This is a genomic window from Paraburkholderia phymatum (genome assembly GCF_038900715.1).
Lineage (GTDB): Bacteria > Pseudomonadota > Gammaproteobacteria > Burkholderiales > Burkholderiaceae > Paraburkholderia > Paraburkholderia phymatum_A.
Genome location: NZ_JAYMRZ010000025.1, coordinates 101,977 through 117,514, shown reverse-complemented (window position 1 = coordinate 117,514; position 15,538 = coordinate 101,977). Strand labels below are relative to the sequence as shown.

General features: G+C 63.4%; 18 protein-coding genes. 10 read left to right on the top strand and 8 right to left on the bottom strand.

Features of this window, described 5'->3' with window-relative positions; genetic code table 11:
* Positions 1 to 93: 93 nt before the first annotated feature.
* Positions 94 to 369 carry a hypothetical protein gene (locus VSR68_RS34215; protein WP_342943998.1) on the bottom strand — a complete coding sequence of 92 codons (276 nt, stop codon included), beginning with the start codon at positions 367 to 369 and terminating at the stop codon, positions 94 to 96.
* Between the two features lie 158 nt (positions 370 to 527).
* The gene (locus tag VSR68_RS34210) at positions 528 to 872 is read right to left on the bottom strand and encodes a cupin domain-containing protein (RefSeq protein WP_342943997.1); all 345 of its coding nucleotides are present in this window, start codon (positions 870 to 872) and stop codon (positions 528 to 530) included.
* Between the two features lie 286 nt (positions 873 to 1,158).
* On the opposite strand from VSR68_RS34210, the gene VSR68_RS34205 reads away from it, so the two are divergent.
* Positions 1,159 to 1,479 (top strand): DUF4148 domain-containing protein, encoded by a 321-nt coding sequence (locus VSR68_RS34205; RefSeq protein ID WP_342943996.1) that lies wholly within the window; start codon positions 1,159 to 1,161, stop codon positions 1,477 to 1,479.
* A 262-nt stretch (positions 1,480 to 1,741) separates the two neighbouring features.
* On the opposite strand, the gene VSR68_RS34200 is transcribed toward VSR68_RS34205, so the two are convergent.
* Entirely contained in the window at positions 1,742 to 2,686 is a 945-nt protein-coding gene (locus VSR68_RS34200) for a LysR substrate-binding domain-containing protein (protein ID WP_342943995.1), read from the bottom strand.
* A gap of 201 nt (positions 2,687 to 2,887) precedes the next feature.
* Between VSR68_RS34200 and gtdA the strand changes: the two genes are divergently transcribed.
* The 5 genes from gtdA (at position 2,888) to VSR68_RS34175 (ending at position 8,123) form a co-directional block, all read left to right on the top strand.
* Entirely contained in the window at positions 2,888 to 3,934 is a 1,047-nt protein-coding gene (gene gtdA, locus VSR68_RS34195; RefSeq protein ID WP_342943994.1) for a gentisate 1,2-dioxygenase, read from the top strand.
* Positions 3,935 to 4,021: 87 nt separating this feature from the next.
* On the top strand, positions 4,022 to 4,720 hold the full coding sequence (locus tag VSR68_RS34190) for a fumarylacetoacetate hydrolase family protein (RefSeq protein ID WP_342943993.1): 699 nt from the start codon (positions 4,022 to 4,024) through the stop codon (positions 4,718 to 4,720).
* Between the two features lie 32 nt (positions 4,721 to 4,752).
* On the top strand, positions 4,753 to 5,394 hold the full coding sequence (maiA, locus tag VSR68_RS34185) for a maleylacetoacetate isomerase (protein WP_342944022.1): 642 nt from the start codon (positions 4,753 to 4,755) through the stop codon (positions 5,392 to 5,394).
* A gap of 54 nt (positions 5,395 to 5,448) precedes the next feature.
* Positions 5,449 to 6,657: a 3-hydroxybenzoate 6-monooxygenase gene (locus tag VSR68_RS34180; RefSeq protein WP_342943992.1), complete on the top strand. Its 1,209-nt coding sequence runs from the start codon at positions 5,449 to 5,451 to the stop codon at positions 6,655 to 6,657.
* A 101-nt stretch (positions 6,658 to 6,758) separates the two neighbouring features.
* Positions 6,759 to 8,123 (top strand): aromatic acid/H+ symport family MFS transporter, encoded by a 1,365-nt coding sequence (locus tag VSR68_RS34175; RefSeq protein ID WP_342943991.1) that lies wholly within the window; start codon positions 6,759 to 6,761, stop codon positions 8,121 to 8,123.
* A 58-nt stretch (positions 8,124 to 8,181) separates the two neighbouring features.
* On the opposite strand, the gene VSR68_RS34170 is transcribed toward VSR68_RS34175, so the two are convergent.
* Positions 8,182 to 8,784: a phosphatase PAP2 family protein gene (locus tag VSR68_RS34170; RefSeq protein ID WP_342943990.1), complete on the bottom strand. Its 603-nt coding sequence runs from the start codon at positions 8,782 to 8,784 to the stop codon at positions 8,182 to 8,184.
* Between the two features lie 256 nt (positions 8,785 to 9,040).
* On the opposite strand from VSR68_RS34170, the gene VSR68_RS34165 reads away from it, so the two are divergent.
* Positions 9,041 to 10,048, top strand: coding sequence for an AraC family transcriptional regulator (locus VSR68_RS34165; RefSeq protein WP_342943989.1), 1,008 nt, complete (start codon positions 9,041 to 9,043; stop codon positions 10,046 to 10,048).
* On the opposite strand, the gene VSR68_RS34160 is transcribed toward VSR68_RS34165, so the two are convergent.
* Positions 10,003 to 10,539, bottom strand: coding sequence for a hypothetical protein (locus VSR68_RS34160; RefSeq protein ID WP_342943988.1), 537 nt, complete (start codon positions 10,537 to 10,539; stop codon positions 10,003 to 10,005). The genes VSR68_RS34165 and VSR68_RS34160 overlap by 46 nt on opposite strands.
* A gap of 415 nt (positions 10,540 to 10,954) precedes the next feature.
* Here VSR68_RS34160 and VSR68_RS34155 point away from each other — a divergent pair, with 415 nt between their 5' ends.
* Positions 10,955 to 11,944 carry a catalase family peroxidase gene (locus tag VSR68_RS34155; protein WP_342943987.1) on the top strand — a complete coding sequence of 330 codons (990 nt, stop codon included), beginning with the start codon at positions 10,955 to 10,957 and terminating at the stop codon, positions 11,942 to 11,944.
* On the top strand, positions 11,941 to 12,642 hold the full coding sequence (locus VSR68_RS34150) for an SDR family NAD(P)-dependent oxidoreductase (RefSeq protein ID WP_342943986.1): 702 nt from the start codon (positions 11,941 to 11,943) through the stop codon (positions 12,640 to 12,642). The genes VSR68_RS34155 and VSR68_RS34150 overlap by 4 nt, the downstream gene beginning before the upstream one ends.
* Positions 12,643 to 12,903: 261 nt before the next feature.
* Here the strand turns inward: VSR68_RS34150 and VSR68_RS34145 are convergent, their stop codons facing one another.
* Positions 12,904 to 13,047, bottom strand: a complete 144-nt coding sequence (locus tag VSR68_RS34145; RefSeq protein WP_193727715.1) for a hypothetical protein — start codon at positions 13,045 to 13,047, stop codon at positions 12,904 to 12,906.
* 616 nt (positions 13,048 to 13,663) lie between these two features.
* Between VSR68_RS34145 and VSR68_RS34140 the strand changes: the two genes are divergently transcribed.
* Positions 13,664 to 14,374 carry a lysophospholipid acyltransferase family protein gene (locus VSR68_RS34140; RefSeq protein WP_342943985.1) on the top strand — a complete coding sequence of 237 codons (711 nt, stop codon included), beginning with the start codon at positions 13,664 to 13,666 and terminating at the stop codon, positions 14,372 to 14,374.
* An 84-nt stretch (positions 14,375 to 14,458) separates the two neighbouring features.
* Here VSR68_RS34140 and VSR68_RS34135 read toward each other — a convergent pair whose 3' ends face one another.
* Both VSR68_RS34135 and VSR68_RS34130 read right to left on the bottom strand, forming a co-directional pair.
* Positions 14,459 to 14,944 (bottom strand): hypothetical protein, encoded by a 486-nt coding sequence (locus VSR68_RS34135; RefSeq protein ID WP_342943984.1) that lies wholly within the window; start codon positions 14,942 to 14,944, stop codon positions 14,459 to 14,461.
* A gap of 202 nt (positions 14,945 to 15,146) precedes the next feature.
* Entirely contained in the window at positions 15,147 to 15,386 is a 240-nt protein-coding gene (locus tag VSR68_RS34130) for a hypothetical protein (protein ID WP_342943983.1), read from the bottom strand.
* Positions 15,387 to 15,538 lie beyond the last annotated feature (152 nt).

Sequence of the window (15,538 nt, the reverse complement as noted above, 5' to 3'; positions counted from 1 at the left end):
ATGGCGCTTCCTTGTCGAAAATCGTGGAGCGGTTGTCGTCGGGTTCGACGAATGAAGGATGGCGCGATCGACTTCGTGACGATTCAAGCGTGTTCAATCATCGTCATCGTCGTGATGATGACGCCAGCCGCGATGATGGCCGTGGTCGTGCCGCCAGCGTTCGTCGCGATAGTCGTATCCATAGCCGTAGTAGACGGGCGCAGGCGCATAGACGGCGGGCGGCGGCGCTTCGTACACGACAGGCGGCTGCTCGACATAGACGGGAGCCGGGATGCCGAACGTCACGCCGACATCGACATGGGCGAATGCGGCCGTGGACGTACAGGCCGCGATGAGGCCAGCGGTGCAAATGAGGGTTAGGCGTTTCAACTTGTTGCTCCGTTGCGGGCGTTCGCGCAATGAATGCCATGATGGCGAGTGATGGCATTCTATAAATGCAGCCGTTCTCATGTTGCATCCCGCATGTTGCGTCTGTAACGGGCAGTAACGGGCGGCTGTCTTCGCTTGTGCGTGTGATAGACGCGCCACTAGCAAAAGCGCTGCGCCAGCTCGTAGATCAACAGGAACATGCAGCCGGTATCGCTTTTGAAGCCCGTATCGACCGTGCCCGATTCGGCGATACCGACCCAGCCCGGCAACAGACGCTGTCCGTTCTGCGTCGCTTCGCCTTCGAGCATGTAGATGAACTCCGGGCCTGTGTGCAGATGCGTGGGAAACACCGTGCCCGGCGCGAATCGCACGAGCTGCATCGCGCGGCCGTTGGCCTTGCCGAGATTCTTGATCTGCACGCCGCTCGCGCATACCGATTGCGTCCACGGCAGCGCTTGCGCATCGACAGAAGAGAAGTGCGGCGTGGCGTGTTGTCCGTTCATTTCGTCTCCCTTTTTGTGTGGCGTCAGGGCGTTGACGCGCAATCACTGCTGTGCGATCGGCGGCAGTGTGCGTAGTCGAAGTGTAGACGCGGCTCGGAATGCGATCGGCGGCGAATCCTTGCGTAATGAAAATCCACCGATGTACAGCGATTCCGATTTGTCACGTTTGGCGCAACTGTGAGTTGGTCGAATAGGTGTTTATCCCAGGTGCCGGCACTCCTAGACTGTCTTCAACGCAGCGAACAAATCGTTCGACGCATTCAAAATCAATCTGGAGGTAATGATCATGAAATCGCTCATCAAGGCTGTTGCACTTGCTGCTGTCCTCGCTGTTCCGGTTGCATCGTTCGCGCAATCCAGTCAGCCGGTTAGCCGTGCACAGGTTCGCGCTGAACTGGTGCAACTCGAGAAGACCGGTTATGTGCCTTCGAACAGCAGCGACACGCAATACCCCGCTAACATCCAGTCGGCCGAAGCAAAGGTTCAAGCCGCGAATGGCGCCGAAACGAGCGGCGTCGGCGGCATCGCGGACGGCACGTCGCAGGCAGGACAACGTGCATCCTCCGCTGCAAGCTCGTACTCGGTTCCCGTCTTCCAGCATCATTGATGAACTGCGCTGGCTCGATGCAGCCAGCGCGACGTAGCGAACCAGTCAGCCGCGACACGCGCCGTCAGACGACGGGACGCATGTCGCGGCTTCTTCTTTTGACGAGCATCGCTTGCGGTGAACACACGCTGTTCGCATCGCAGTGGCGGCTGTCCGATTCTGCCGCGCTTTTCTCTGCGCGTTCGCGTCGGTCGTTGCGCGAGCGTCAGCGGCTCGCGGGCGGATTGCGCCGGGCGCGCCTCGCAGGCGACTCAGCCGCCGATCAACCTTCCCGCGCCATATGCCATCCGCCCGTCTTCGGATCGGCGTAGGCGCGCAGCGCTTCGAGCGCTGTGGCCACGGCTGCGCGATTCTCGTTTTCCGCGTGCCAGTACATCGACACCGAGCCGAAGCCTTCGAGCTGCATCGGCAGAATGTGGACGGCATTCAACTGCTCGAAGCGCAGCGCGGCCCGATGCGAGGCGACGCCCACCAGGTCCGTGTTGTTGAGCAGCGTGAGATTGAGGATCGACGAATTCGTTTCGACGCAGTGGCTCGGCAACGCGCGGCCCACTGCCGAGAGCGCGGTCTCCAGCGCATTGCGCACGGGCGTGCCCTGCGGCCAGACGATCCACGAATACGCGAGCACGTCGTCCCAGCCGACCTTCGCCTTGTCCGTCAGCGGATGATGAGGCCGCGCGACGAAGTTGATGGGCTCGGTATAGAGCGGCTCGGTCTGCAACTGCGGATCGTCGTATTCCTGACCCGAGCGGCCGACGACGATATCCAGCTCGCCGCGCGCGAGTTGCGGCATCAGCTGGTTCATCGTGCTTTCGACGATCCGCACGTTCGCGCGCGGCATGCGCTCGAGCAGCCGCGCCACGGCGAGCGGCACCGTGTCCGCCGCCGATACGCCCGACGTGCCGATGCTCACCAGTCCGCTGCCGCCTTCGCGCAGCGCGAGCATGTCGTCGCGCGCGTTGTCGAGATGCGCTTCGATGCGGCGCGCGTGCTCGATCAGCGCTTCGCCATAAGGCGTCGGCCGCAAGCCGCGCGCATGCCGCTCGAAAAGCGCCAGGCCGACGTCCTCCTCCAGTTCCTTCAGCCATTTCGACAGCGCCGGCTGCGTCGTATTGAGGGCGGCCGCCGACTGGCTCAGGTTGCCCGTGCTCGCCAGGCTCAGCAGCACCTGCAGATGCCGCAGACGCAGGCGGTAAGTCCAGTCCATCGCGCAGTCCTCCCATGACGATCCGCGCATCCGGCCTGGATTTGCGGAGGTATATCCAAAATCGTATGGATTAGATTAATTCGCTATTTTACCGGGTATAGCTCCGTCGCATATAAATGATGCACAGGGTCTATGAAACCGACGCGCGGCCCGCCGACGCATCCGGCCCGCGAGACACCGAAAGCAAGACAGGAGACGCAAATGACGAACAACAATCCGGGCGCAACGCGCGCGGCCTATTACGAGCAGATCGCCGGGCAGCGCATGACGCCGCTGTGGGAATCGCTGCACAACCTCGTGCCGAAGTCGCCCCAACCGAAAGCGCAGCCCGCGATCTGGAAGTATGCGCAAGTGCGCGACCTCGTGATGGAGGCGGGCTCCGTGATCAGCGCGGAAGAGGCCGTGCGCCGCGTGCTGGTGCTCGAAAACCCCGGCTTGGCCGGCAAGTCGAGCATGACGCCGAATCTGTACGCCGGATTGCAACTGATCCTGCCCGGCGAAATCGCGCCGAGCCATCGGCATACGCAATCGGCGTTGCGCTTCATCGTCGAAGGCACGGGCGCGTGGACGGCCGTCAACGGCGAGCGCACGACGATGCATCCCGGCGACTTCATCATCACGCCGTCGTGGACGTGGCACGACCACGGCAATCCGTCCGTCGAAGAGGGCGGCGAGCCCGTCGTGTGGCTCGACGGCCTCGACATCCCGCTCGTCGCGCAGATGGATGCGGGCTTTGCCGAGAACTATCCCGAAGCGACGCAGCCCGTCTCGCGCCCCGAAGGCGACAGCTTCGCGCGCTTCGGCCACAACATGGTGCCCGTGCGGCATCGCGTGTCCGATCCGACATCGCCGATTTTCAGCTACCCCTATGAACGCAGCCGCGAGGCGCTCGACACGCTGTACCGCAACGGCGAGCTCGACGAATGGGACGGCGTGAAGCTGCGCTACGTGAACCCGGCGACGGGCGGCTGGCCGATGCCGACCATCGCGACTTTCATGCAATACCTGCCGAAGGGCTTCCAGGGCCGCACGTATCGCAGCACTGACGCGACGATCTACTGCGTCGTCGAGGGCAAGGGCACGGTGAAGATCGGCGACGACGAATTCGCGTTCGAGCCGCACGACGTGTTCGTCGCGCCATCGTGGGCGCCCGTGCAACTGTCGGCTTCGGCGGAAAGCGTGCTGTTCAGCTATTCGGATCGCCCTGTGCTCGCCGCGCTGAATCTGTTGCGCGAAGAACGCAGCTAGAAGCACACATCGTCCGGCGTTTTTCGTTTTCGCGCGCCGCATCGGCGGCGCGTGCTCCATCCTTTTACCTGTCGAGTCGAATTCATCATGGCTTTTGTTTTCCCGCCCGAAGCGCCCGTCGCCGTACCCGTCGCCGGCAGCGACGCTCAATTCGCGGTACGCCGCGTCTACTGCGTGGGCCGCAACTACGCGGCGCATGCGCGCGAAATGGGCTTCGATCCCGATCGCGAGCCGCCATTCTTCTTCTGCAAGCCCGCCGATGCCGTCGTGCCCGTCGCTTATGGCGATACGCTCGAACTCGCGTATCCGTCGCAGACGCAGAACTATCACTACGAAGCGGAACTGGTCGCCGTGATCGGCAAGAGCGGCTCGGATATCGCCGTCGAAGATGCGCTCGATTATGTATGGGGCTACGCAGTCGGCCTCGACATGACGCGCCGCGATCTGCAGATGAAGATGCGCGAAATGGGCCGTCCGTGGGAAATCGGCAAAGCGTTCGATCGCTCCGCGCCGATGGGCCCGATCCATCCCGCGAGCGCGGCCGGCCACTTCGAAGCGGCTGGCTTGTGGCTGACGGTCAATGGCGAGACGAAGCAGAAGAGCGACGTGTCGCATCTGATCTGGTCGGTTGCGGAGACGGTTGCGTATCTGTCGAAGTTCTTCCGCCTCGAACCGGGCGACGTGATCTTCACGGGCACGCCGGAGGGTGTCGGCGCGGTGAAGACGGGCGACACGATGAAAGTCGGCGTCGAGCGTCTGGGTGAACTGACTGTGCGCGTCGTCTGACGAGCGCTTCGCTACTGATGAAAGGTCAAGCCGTGCAACTCCATAGCTTCTTCAACAGCTCGACGTCGTATCGCGTGCGCATCGCGCTCGCGCTCAAAGGCCTCGCGTACGACACGCTGCCCGTCAACATCCGCGTCGGCGAACATCGCGCGGCGGATTATGTGGCGAATGTGAATCCGTCGGCGTCTGTGCCCGCGCTGATCGAAGGCGAATTCAGACTCGGCCAGTCGCTCGCGATCATCGACTATCTCGACCAGCAGCATCCCGAGCCGCGCCTGATTCCGCTCGAACGCGAATTGCGCGCGCGCGTGCTCGAACTCTCTGCGCTCATTGCGTGCGATATTCATCCCGTCAACAACCTGCGCGTGCTGCGCTATCTGGACACGGAGCTGAAGGTCACGCCGCAGCAGAAGACCGCGTGGTATCGGCACTGGCTCGCGGAAGGGATGGCAGGCGTCGAGCGCCTGCTCGAACGCGGCAACGCAGGGCCGTGGTGCTTCGGCGCGCAGCCGACGCTCGCCGACGTGTGCCTCGTGCCGCAGATCGCGAACGCGTTGCGCATGGACTGCGATCTGCGCGCGTACTCGCGCAGTCTCGCCGTGTACGAGCACGCGTTGAAACACCCCGCATTCGACGCCGCGCAGCCGCAGCGTCAGCCCGATTACACCGCTTGATTGCAGCATCGCGACCATCTGCAACGAGATCAGAAGCAAGGCATGGAGACAGTCATGAGTGAGACAAACAGCAAAGGCGGGCGCGTGCTCGTGATCGGCGGCGGCATCGGCGGCCTTGCGGCAGCGCTGGCGCTCGCGCGTCAAGGCATTCGCGTGCAACTGCTCGAGCAGGCCGCGGAGATCAAGGAGATCGGCGCCGGCATCCAGCTCGGCGCGAACGCGTTCAATGCGCTCGATGCGCTCGGCGTCGGCGAGGCGGCGCGCAGCCGCGCCGTGTTCACCGACTACATGAAGCTGATGGATGCGCTCGACGCGAAGGAAATCGTGCGCATCGACGTCGGCGCGCCGTATCGCGCGCGCTTCGGCAATCCGTATGCGGTGATTCATCGCGCGGATATCCATCTGTCGATTCTCGAAGCCGTGCAGGGCCATCCGCTGATCCAGTTCCGCACGAACACGCAGGTCTGCTCGCTCGAACAGGACGCGAGCGGCGTGACCGTCACCGATCAGCACGGCGAGCGTTATCGCGCGGATGCCGTGATCGGCTGCGACGGCGTGAAGTCGGCGATACGCAATACGCTGATCGGCGACGACCATCGCGTGACAGGGCACGTCGTGTATCGTGCCGTCGTCGAAGTCGACAACATGCCGAAGGATCTGCAGATCAACGCGCCCGTCGTGTGGGCCGGCCCGCATTGTCACCTCGTTCACTATCCGCTGCGTGGCGGCCAGCAATACAACCTCGTCGTCACGTTCCATAGCCGCGAGAAAGAGGAGTGGGGCGTGCGCGAAGGCAGCAAGGAGGAAGTGCTGTCGTACTTCGAAGGCATTCATCCGCTGCCGCATCAGATGCTGGACCGGCCGACTTCATGGAAGCGCTGGGCCACGGCCGATCGCGAGCCCGTCGAGCGCTGGAGCTATGGGCGCGCGACGGTGCTCGGCGACGCCGCGCATCCGATGACGCAATACCTCGCGCAAGGCGCCTGCCAGGCGCTGGAAGACGCCGTCACGCTCGGCGCTGCCGTCGCCGCGACCGATGGCGATTTCGAAGCGGCGTTCAAGCTGTACGAGACGGCGCGCATTCCGCGCACTGCGCGCGTGCTGTATTCGACGCGTGAGATGGGGCGCATCTATCATGCGAAGGGCGTCGAGCGTCTGGTGCGCAATTCGCTGTGGGTCGGCCGCACGCAGGAGCAGTTCTACGATGCGCTGCAATGGCTGCACGGATGGCGCGCGGAAGATTGCCTGAAGGGCGTCGCCTGAAGCCTGAAGTCCGAAGCGAGAAGTGAATTGAATGACAGGCAGGCTGGCCAAAAAAATAGAACGGATGCCCGCCTGACTGAAGGAGATGGAGGAGACAGGTGATGGTGCATGCGCAGCCAGTCAACGTCACGGACGTAATCGACCGCAATCGGGTTTCGCCGTTTCAGCTGACGATCGTCGTGTTGTGTTTTCTGATCGTCGCGATCGATGGGTTCGATACGGCATCGATCGGCTTCATCGCGCCCGTTATTCGCGCGCAATGGCAGTTGTCGCCGGCGCAGCTTGCGCCTGTGTTCGGCGCGGGACTCGCGGGCCTGATGGCAGGCGCGCTCGTGTTCGGTCCGTTCGGCGATCGCGTGGGACGCAAGCGTCTGTTGCTCGCGTGCGTGCTGTGCTTCGGCGCCGCAAGCGCGGCGTCGGCGTGGTCGAGCGGATTGCATGAGCTGATCGCGTGGCGCTTTTTCACGGGACTCGGGCTCGGCGGCGCGATGCCGAATGCGATCACGCTGACGTCCGAGTATTGCCCGTCGCGGCGCCGCTCGTTTCTCGTCACGACGATGTTCTGCGGCTTCACGATCGGCTCGGCGCTGGGCGGCATCGCCGCGGCGGAACTGATCGAGCATTTCGGCTGGCGCTCGGTGCTGCTGACGGGCGGCGTCGTGCCGCTTCTGCTCGTGCCCCTGCTCGCGTGGAGGCTGCCCGAATCCGTGCGCTATCTCGTCAGTGCAGGCAAGCGCGCGGAGCATGTGACGCGGCTGCTCGCGCGCATCGAGCCGCACGAAGATTTTTCGCAAGCGACGTTCGCCGCGCCGCATGGCAAGTCGGCAGGCACGCCCGTCAGCCATCTGTTTCGCGCGGATCTGCTGCGCGGCACGCTGCTGCTGTGGCTGACGTTCTTCATGAGCCTGCTCGTGATCTATCTGCTGTCCAGCTGGCTGCCGACGCTTCTGCGCACGACGGGCGTTTCGCTGCATACGGCGGCGCTCGTGACGGCGATGTTCCAGGTCGGCGGCTCGGTCGGCGCGATTGTGCTCGGCTGGCTGATGGACCGCTTCAACCCGCATTACGTTCTGGCGCTCGGGTATGCGCTTGCGGGTCTCTTTACGGCGGCCATCGGCAGTCTTGCCGCGTCGCCGTGGCTCGCGGCAGTGGCTGTATTCGCGGCGGGCTTTTGCGTGTCGGGTTCGCAGGTGGGCGCGAATGCATTGTCGGCCGTGTTCTATCCGACCGACTGCCGCGCAACGGGCGTCAGCTGGGCGAACGGAATCGGACGCAGCGGATCGGTTGTCGGTTCGTTGGCAGGGGGCGCGATGCTGGCGGCAGGGCTGCCGCTGCCGGCGATGTTCATGCTGATCGCGATACCCGCTGTCGTTGCTGCCGTATCGATCTTTGTGCTGGGTGCGTGGGCGACGCGGGATGTGCGCGGCGAGACGCTGGATGCGCTTGCGCCGGAGCAGACGGGCTGATCCGAAATCAGCCTGGCGCGTGCCTAAAAACTTCGCGCGCTAGGACTTGCTTCAACGACTACTGCGAAATCCACCCCCGCCCGATCGGCCACGCAAGCAGCTTGCGATAGAGCGCGATCAGCATGCGCATCACCGCTTCACCGGCTGACGACCAGAGCGGCGTCACGACGACGAACGCCGCGCATGCAATCACGACCGCGCCCGCCATATCGAATGGAAAGTGCACGCCGATAAACACGCGCGCCCACGCGACGGCAAGCCCGGCCACGAGCATCAGCGCGCCGTGCCGCCGAAGACGAGCCAGCAGCAGAGTCAGTGCAACGCTGGCGAACACTGTGCCGTGATCGCTTGGAAACGATGAATCGGCGACGTGTTCGACGAACGTATGGCCGAGCCCGATCATGAAGGGCCGTGGATGTATCCAGTAAAGCCCGATGATCTGATTGCACCCGAGCGCAAGCAGCGCGACACAGCAGGCGCGCACGGCCGCTGCGCGCTGATGTTGGCCGCCGAAAAGCCAAAGCACGCCGAGCGTGAGCGGAACGAGGTAGATAACGTAATCGGCGATCGCACTCGCGATGTCGATTTGCCAGTGCGGCGTCGAGGCCGTCGCGTTGATCATCAGAAAGAGCGCCTGATTGAACGCTTCGAGTGTATTCATGCTGCAATCGTGTCGATGAACGGAGCTGCCCAACAAGGAAGGCAGAAGATGGGCAGGATCGTACCGGCCGAACCTTATGTCACGCTTAGGCGCTCGAACGGCGCGCTCTGACCAGCATCGCATCAACCGCCCACGGCATTCATGGCGCCTCGCGCCACCCTCACGGTCCGAACGGAGTATTCTTTCGGTGCGCTTGCAAAAGACGGCGTTATCGCCGTCTTTTTAGCTACATGCCGAAATCGAATGGCGGTGCTTCATGGATGCGGTCTCTGACGTGTTGCGCGTCGTGCGTCTGTCCGGCGCAGTCTATCTGCACGCTGAACTGACGGCGCCGTGGTGTCTGTTCGGCCACCCCGATCAGAAGTTGTGCACCGCCTATTTGCCCAGAGCGGATCGCGTGGTCTCTTTTCATCTGATCACGGAAGGGACCTGCTGGGCGCATCTTCCCGACCGCGTCGATCACGCCATCTGCGTGAACGCGGGCGAACTGCTCGTCGTCCCGCAAGGCGAGGCGCACATCATGGGAAGTGCGCTCGATCTCGCGCCCGTGCCGGCGGGACCGCTGCTCGAATCGCAGCTCGGTACCGCGCCAGGCGAACTGCTGATTGTCTCGCATGGCGGCGGCGGCGCGCCGACGCGCCTGCTGTGCGGCTTTCTCGCTTGCGACGACGCGCTGAGCAATCCCGTGCTCGGCTCGCTGCCGCGCCTCTTCAAGGTCGACGTGCGCAACGATCCGCAGTCGTCATGGCTCGAAGCATCGCTGCGCTTCGCCGCTTCCGAGGCCGCGCAATCGCGCGCGGGCAGCGCGATCGTTCTCGCGCGGCTGTCGGAACTGCTGTTCGTGTGGGCCGTGCGACGCTGCATCGACGACTTGCCCGCCGAACGCAAGAACTGGCTCGCGGGCGTCAAGGACAGGTTCGTCGGCCGTGCGCTGTCGATGCTGCACGCGCAACCGTCATACGACTGGACCGTCGACGAGCTTGCGCGAAGAGTCGGTCTGTCACGCTCCGCGTTTTCACATCGTTTCAGCGATCTGCTCGGGCAGCCGCCGATGCAATATCTCGCGCGTTGGCGCCTGATCGTCGCGACGCAGGAACTGTCGTACAGCAGCAAGGCGATTGCGGCAATCGCCGAGCAGGTCGGCTACGAATCGGAGTCCGCGTTCCATCGCGCGTTCAGGCGCGAGTTCGGCGTGCCGCCCGCCGCGTGGCGAAAGCGTCATAGCCACGTCGACGGCGCCGAGGTCATCGCCGAAAGCCAGTAACGTTGCCAGTCGATCAATGTTCGCGTAACGCGCACCGGGCTCATCGCGGGTGCAACGCGCGAAGGCTTGCGCAACATCGAGCCGCGCGAATCGATGCGCGTGGCGCCGCCGACGACGGCGCGCCGCATCGCTCGCATGCGCATCGAAGGCGACGGACGCAAGCGCCTTCCGATGTCGTGCATCAACCGGCGCATCGCCGCGTGCCACGCGAGCGGATCGAGTATCCGGCTGCCGCGCAGCGACTTCAATAGCGACAGCGCGGTGCCGAGTTCCCGCATATGTCTGCCGTGATCGTCGTTCAGCTGACGCAGCGCCGCATAGCACGCATCCCAGCCGACGGGCGAATGCACATGCAGCAGCGCGATCAGCAACACAGGCGGCAGGAGCGCGAGGCCGCCTTGCATCAGCGTATCGCCTTGCAGTTGCAGCACGAGTCGTTCGTATGGGTCTTCGCTGATGCAGCGTCGGCGCGGGTCCAGCAGATGATGCATGGCAGAGTCTCCTCGTTCACAAGGGTCGCGGTTTTCGTGGCCGCTGGCCGGCGACGCATCGCATCCGGTCACGGCGACGGAAAAGGCAGGACACCCTGATTTCAGAAGACCTTGCTGCCCGACGTTCAGGAACGCGCTTGCTGCAACAGATGATTCATGGTGCTCGATGCCGTCTTGTGAGCGACTATGAGGCAATATGTGGAATCGGCCATTGCCCTTGCGTCGCGCCTCTTTGTCCGATCGTCCTGTTTTAGTGAGCGCATCGCGTGGACATTGCGCGCCGTGCTGCCGTTGCCGCGTGCAACGCGCAATGAAGTAATCGCCTTTAGTCATTCTTAGCGTGCGCTTTCGTTTCGATTGCTCTAAAACTGGTCTGTGGACGCAGCGTCTGCATCGACTAAAAAGGAGTAGTCATATGAATGCTCAAGGCGGTAATACAGTCGGTTCGCAGCAAGATCAGCCTGGCGCGGCGACGCCGGCAGCCGTCGTCGATGCGCTGAAGGCCGTTGCCGGCAATCCGAAGGGCGTGCGCGCAAGCTTTGCCAAAGGGATCTGCGTGCGAGGGCGCTACACGCCATCGGAAGATGTATCGCAGGTCACGAAGTCCGTGAGCTTCAACAAGCCGGCGCGCGTGCTTGCGCGTGTTTCGGTGGGCGGCGGCAATCCTGCTGTCGCGGATACGAACAAGCTGGTCTTGAGAGGCTTCAGTTTCAGGCTCGAAAACGACGGCCCGTTCACCGATGTGCTGACCGAAAGCGCACCCGTTCACTTCGCGAAGAATCTCGACCAGATGCTGGCGTTTCTGAAGGCGCGCATTCCCGGTCCGGACGGCAAGCCCGACGCGGAGAAAGTGAAGGCGTTTTCCGCAGCGAATCCTGAAACGCTGAACCAGGCGAGCCATGTGGCGGCGAGGCCGCTGCCGGGGAGCTTCGCGGGCACGACGTATTGGGGCGTCCATGCCTTTCCGGCGACCAATGCGGCGGGACAGACGCGTTTCATCAAGTTCAAGATCGTGCCCGCCGAAGGCGAGGTCACGCTCTCCGACGATGAAGCGAAAGACAGAAGCGCCGATTTCCTGCGCGCCGATCTCGAACAGCGGATCGCGGCGGGCAAGGCGCGCTTTCATGTACTTGCGTTGCTCGACCGTCCCGGCGATCCGACGATGGACGTGACGCAGCGCTGGCCCGACGAGGACGATCGCGAGGCCATGCGGCTGGGCACGATCGAAGTCACGTCGATTGACGCGAGCGAATCGTGCGACAGCACCGTGTTCGATCCTTCGCATCTTGCCGAGGGCATCGGCTTTCCGCCCGACGAAATCTTCGCGGCGCGCAGCAACGCGTACGGCATTTCGTTTTCGAAGCGGCATGAGGCGGACAAAGATTTGGGAGCGCGTACTTCATGAACAGTCTCGATGGAACCATCGTCGCCGTGACGGGCGCGTTCGGCAGCCTGGGTCTCGTCACGGCGCAAGTGCTGGCGCAGCGCGGCGCGAAAGTCGCGCTCGTCGGACGCGGAGCGGCGCCTACGAACTTGCCCGCGCCGCTCGCGCAGGCCTGCATCGCGAGCGCTGTCGATCTCTCGGAACCGGAAGCTGCCCAACGCGCGATCGATTCGATCGCGAGCCAGCTTGGCGGCCTGAACGCGCTCGTCAACGTGGCGGGCGGTTTCAGTTGGGAGACGCTCGCCGATGGCGGCGCGCAAACCTGGCAACGAATGTTCGACGTGAATGTGAAGACGACGCTGAACGCGTCGAAGGCGGCGCTTGCGCATCTGACTGCGGCGGCGGGCGGACGCATCGTCAACATCGGCGCAATGGCCGCGTTGAAGGCGGGGATGGGGATGGGCGCCTACGCGGCGTCGAAGGCATCCGTGATGCGTTTGACGGAAGCGCTTGCCGAAGAACTCAAGGACAAGGGCGCGACCGTCAACGCGATCTTGCCGAGCATCATCGATACGCCGCAGAACCGCGCCGACATGCCCGACGCCGATTTCACGCGCTGGGTGACGCCGGAGCAGATCGCAGCGGTGATCGCGTTCCTGCTGTCGAAAGAAGCGCAGTGCATCACAGGCGCGCTGATTCCTGTCGCTGGACGTGTTTGAACCTGTGCGCCCTACATCATCAGCAATGTCCAGCATGCGGGCGATTGGAGCAGCCTGCATGCGAAGGCGCAATCCACGCTCGATCCGCTCATGCGCGTGAACTTCAAGGATCGCTCAAGTGCGGCGGCAGGCTATACGACGGCCGAGCCGGCCTCGATCAAGCTGGCCTGACGGCGACGCTCGCGGCGGTCCCTTCAACACGCATCGTGGGAAAATGGATGACGCTTCGGGCCGAAACGAAAGACACGGCCTTCACGCGGTTCATCGCCCCCTCTTCGGAGGGGCTTTTTTATCGCCGCACACTTTTGCGCAACGCTTGTACTGCTTGCGCAACTCGGCGATCTTCGCTGCGACGCTCGCCAGAATGCCGAGCGCACCGATTGTTTCGACCAACGCGGAAAGCATGAACGTCTCCTTTGCACGGGCGATGGGTGCCGCCAACGTGAGACTGGAGCGTAAGGCCGCTGCGCGCCGCTCACAATCTGGAAGTTCCGGACCCAGACTTCGCCGCTACCGAAGCATCGCGTTCGCGCGAGAGGCATGTGCAAACGGATGCGTCGATGAAGAGGAGAACGATTCACGCGACGCGTGATTTGAACGTCGGCACGCGCGGCAGGTTTCGTCTGAACGTTGGCTCGCCCACATAGCAGCGCGCATTTGTCGGCGATACTGTGTTCGCGCACGGGGGAAGTTTGCGCATCACGACAAGTCGAAAGAGGCAAAGCGTTGTGGCGTCTGCCAGGCAACTGCGCCGCGCGGCGCGAGCCTTTGCCGAACATCCGGCCTTCCGGCGCCGCCCGGCGACCTCGGCCTTCAAAACAAAAGACTGAACGCCGGCTCTGGCCGGCGTTTTCTTCGTCGCGTGCCGTGTGGCGCGGTAGCGGATCAAACGTCAAGAATACGGATGGCTCGACGTCGATGACGCGCGCATTGCAGCATTGCCGCGTGCGGATAGCGCATCGCCGGTTAGTATCTGGGTTTGGCTTGCGCCTTCGCTCCCTATCCGTCGATGCCACATAACATGCGCGCTGTGCTCAACAAATGGCTTTTCATCGTTTACCTGCTGGGTAGCGGAACGATCTGGTCCACCGTGATGCTGCTGCTCTATCCGTTTGTCAGCCGCTCGGGCCGCTATGCGCTCGCGGCGTTGTGGTGCCGCGCGCTCGTGCGGGTGATGCGCGTGTTGCCGGGCATCCGCTGCTCGATAGAAGGCCTCGAGCATCTGCCGAAAGAGCCGTCGATCATCCTCTGCCGGCACGAGTCGACATGGGAGACGCTCGCGTTTCTCGCGCTCTTTCCGCGCCGGATCAGCTTCGTGTTCAAGCAGGATCTTTTGCGTATCCCTTTCTTCGGCTGGGTGCTGAAGGGACTCGACATGGTGAGTCTCGATCGCGGCTCGCCTCGTCAGGCGCATGTGGCCGTCACGCGTGAAGCGGCGGAGCGACTTGCGAAAGGCGATATCGTCGTGATCTTTCCGGAAGGCACGCGCGTGCCGCATGATGCGCCCGTCAGGCTGACATCGGGCGGCGTGCGTCTCGCGTGCGCAACGGGCGCGATGATCGTGCCCGTGGTGCATAACGCGGGCAAGGTGTGGCCCGCGAAAGGCTGGCCGACGGGCGCGGGACACATCCGTGTCGTCGTCGGTCCTACGCTGTCGCCTGCCGAACGATCGCCGCAGGAGCTGATCCACGACGTTCACGACTGGATGCAGTCGGCGTTGAAAAAGCTCTAACGCGGGCCTTTCGCCTCATGCCGCGCGAAGGCCAGGTCGCTGGATCGCGCGCCGCATGAAGTGCTGCATGAAGCAGCCGCGCACTTACGCCGTGACGGTCGCAGCCAGGGTGCCGTGCGCGATTTGCTGTTCGATGCGCATCAGGCCTTCGATCATCCGCGCTTCGGCCTTCGCGATGTCATCCAGCGATGCAGCGGCGAGCTGCCGCTCGAAGATGCCGAGCGCGATGGTCAGCCACGCGTAGTTGTCACCCTCGATGATCCACTTGCCGTGCCGCTTCTCGATCGCGTCGATGTCCGTCATCGCGATCTGCGCTTCGGCGATATCGTCGAGTGCTTCAGGAAGATGGCCGATGCGGCCGAGCTCTTCGGCGACGAGCAGTTGCCGTCCGAGCGTCGTGTACAGCTCGCGCGAGCCACGACCTCGACGGAACGCGTCGAGACTCGCGTATGCCTGCAGCAGCATCGCGCGCGTGATGGGCTCGTGCGCGGCGCGGCTGAACGTCAGCGCGCGCAGAAGCGGCGACATGGCGGGACGGGTCTGTTTGCGGCTTCGCGACTTGTGCGACATGGTGGTGTACCTCTTCTCTTCGTTTCCCGCGAGTGCGGATGGCTTGTGAACCGCGCGGAAAAAGATGCCGCCGATGCACTGGCGGCACGTACAGGGGAAAGAAATCAATGACTGTCTGCGTACGGATAATGAACCGCGACAATTAAGACAGAATTAAATCGAGAGTGTCGTGCCGTTCACCGCACGCGGGCTTCATCGAAAGTCACTGGTATTGCGCGTGCGCTGCCTGACGCTGCGCCGCCTGTTCTTCGGCATGCTTCTTCGCGACGTGATGCCCGACGACACAGCCGCCGACCGCGCCGATGACGGCGTGATGCCCCGCGTAGTGCCCCGCGACGCCGCCGACCACGGCTCCCTTGATGCAACCCGCCGCGTGCGCCGTCCCGCTGATGGCGACAAGAAGCGTTGCGGCGGCAAGCGTGGCCTTACCGAATGCTGTCATGCTGATACCCCGTTTCAATTGTTCGATCCGATGTTGAGCCGGCGCGGCTGAATTCAATACCGTTCACGAGCCGATGCGCACCGATAGCGTCAGCGCAGTGTACGCGGCGGCCCAAGGCGAAGGTGCAACACGTCTGCGAGTTTCGTAACAAG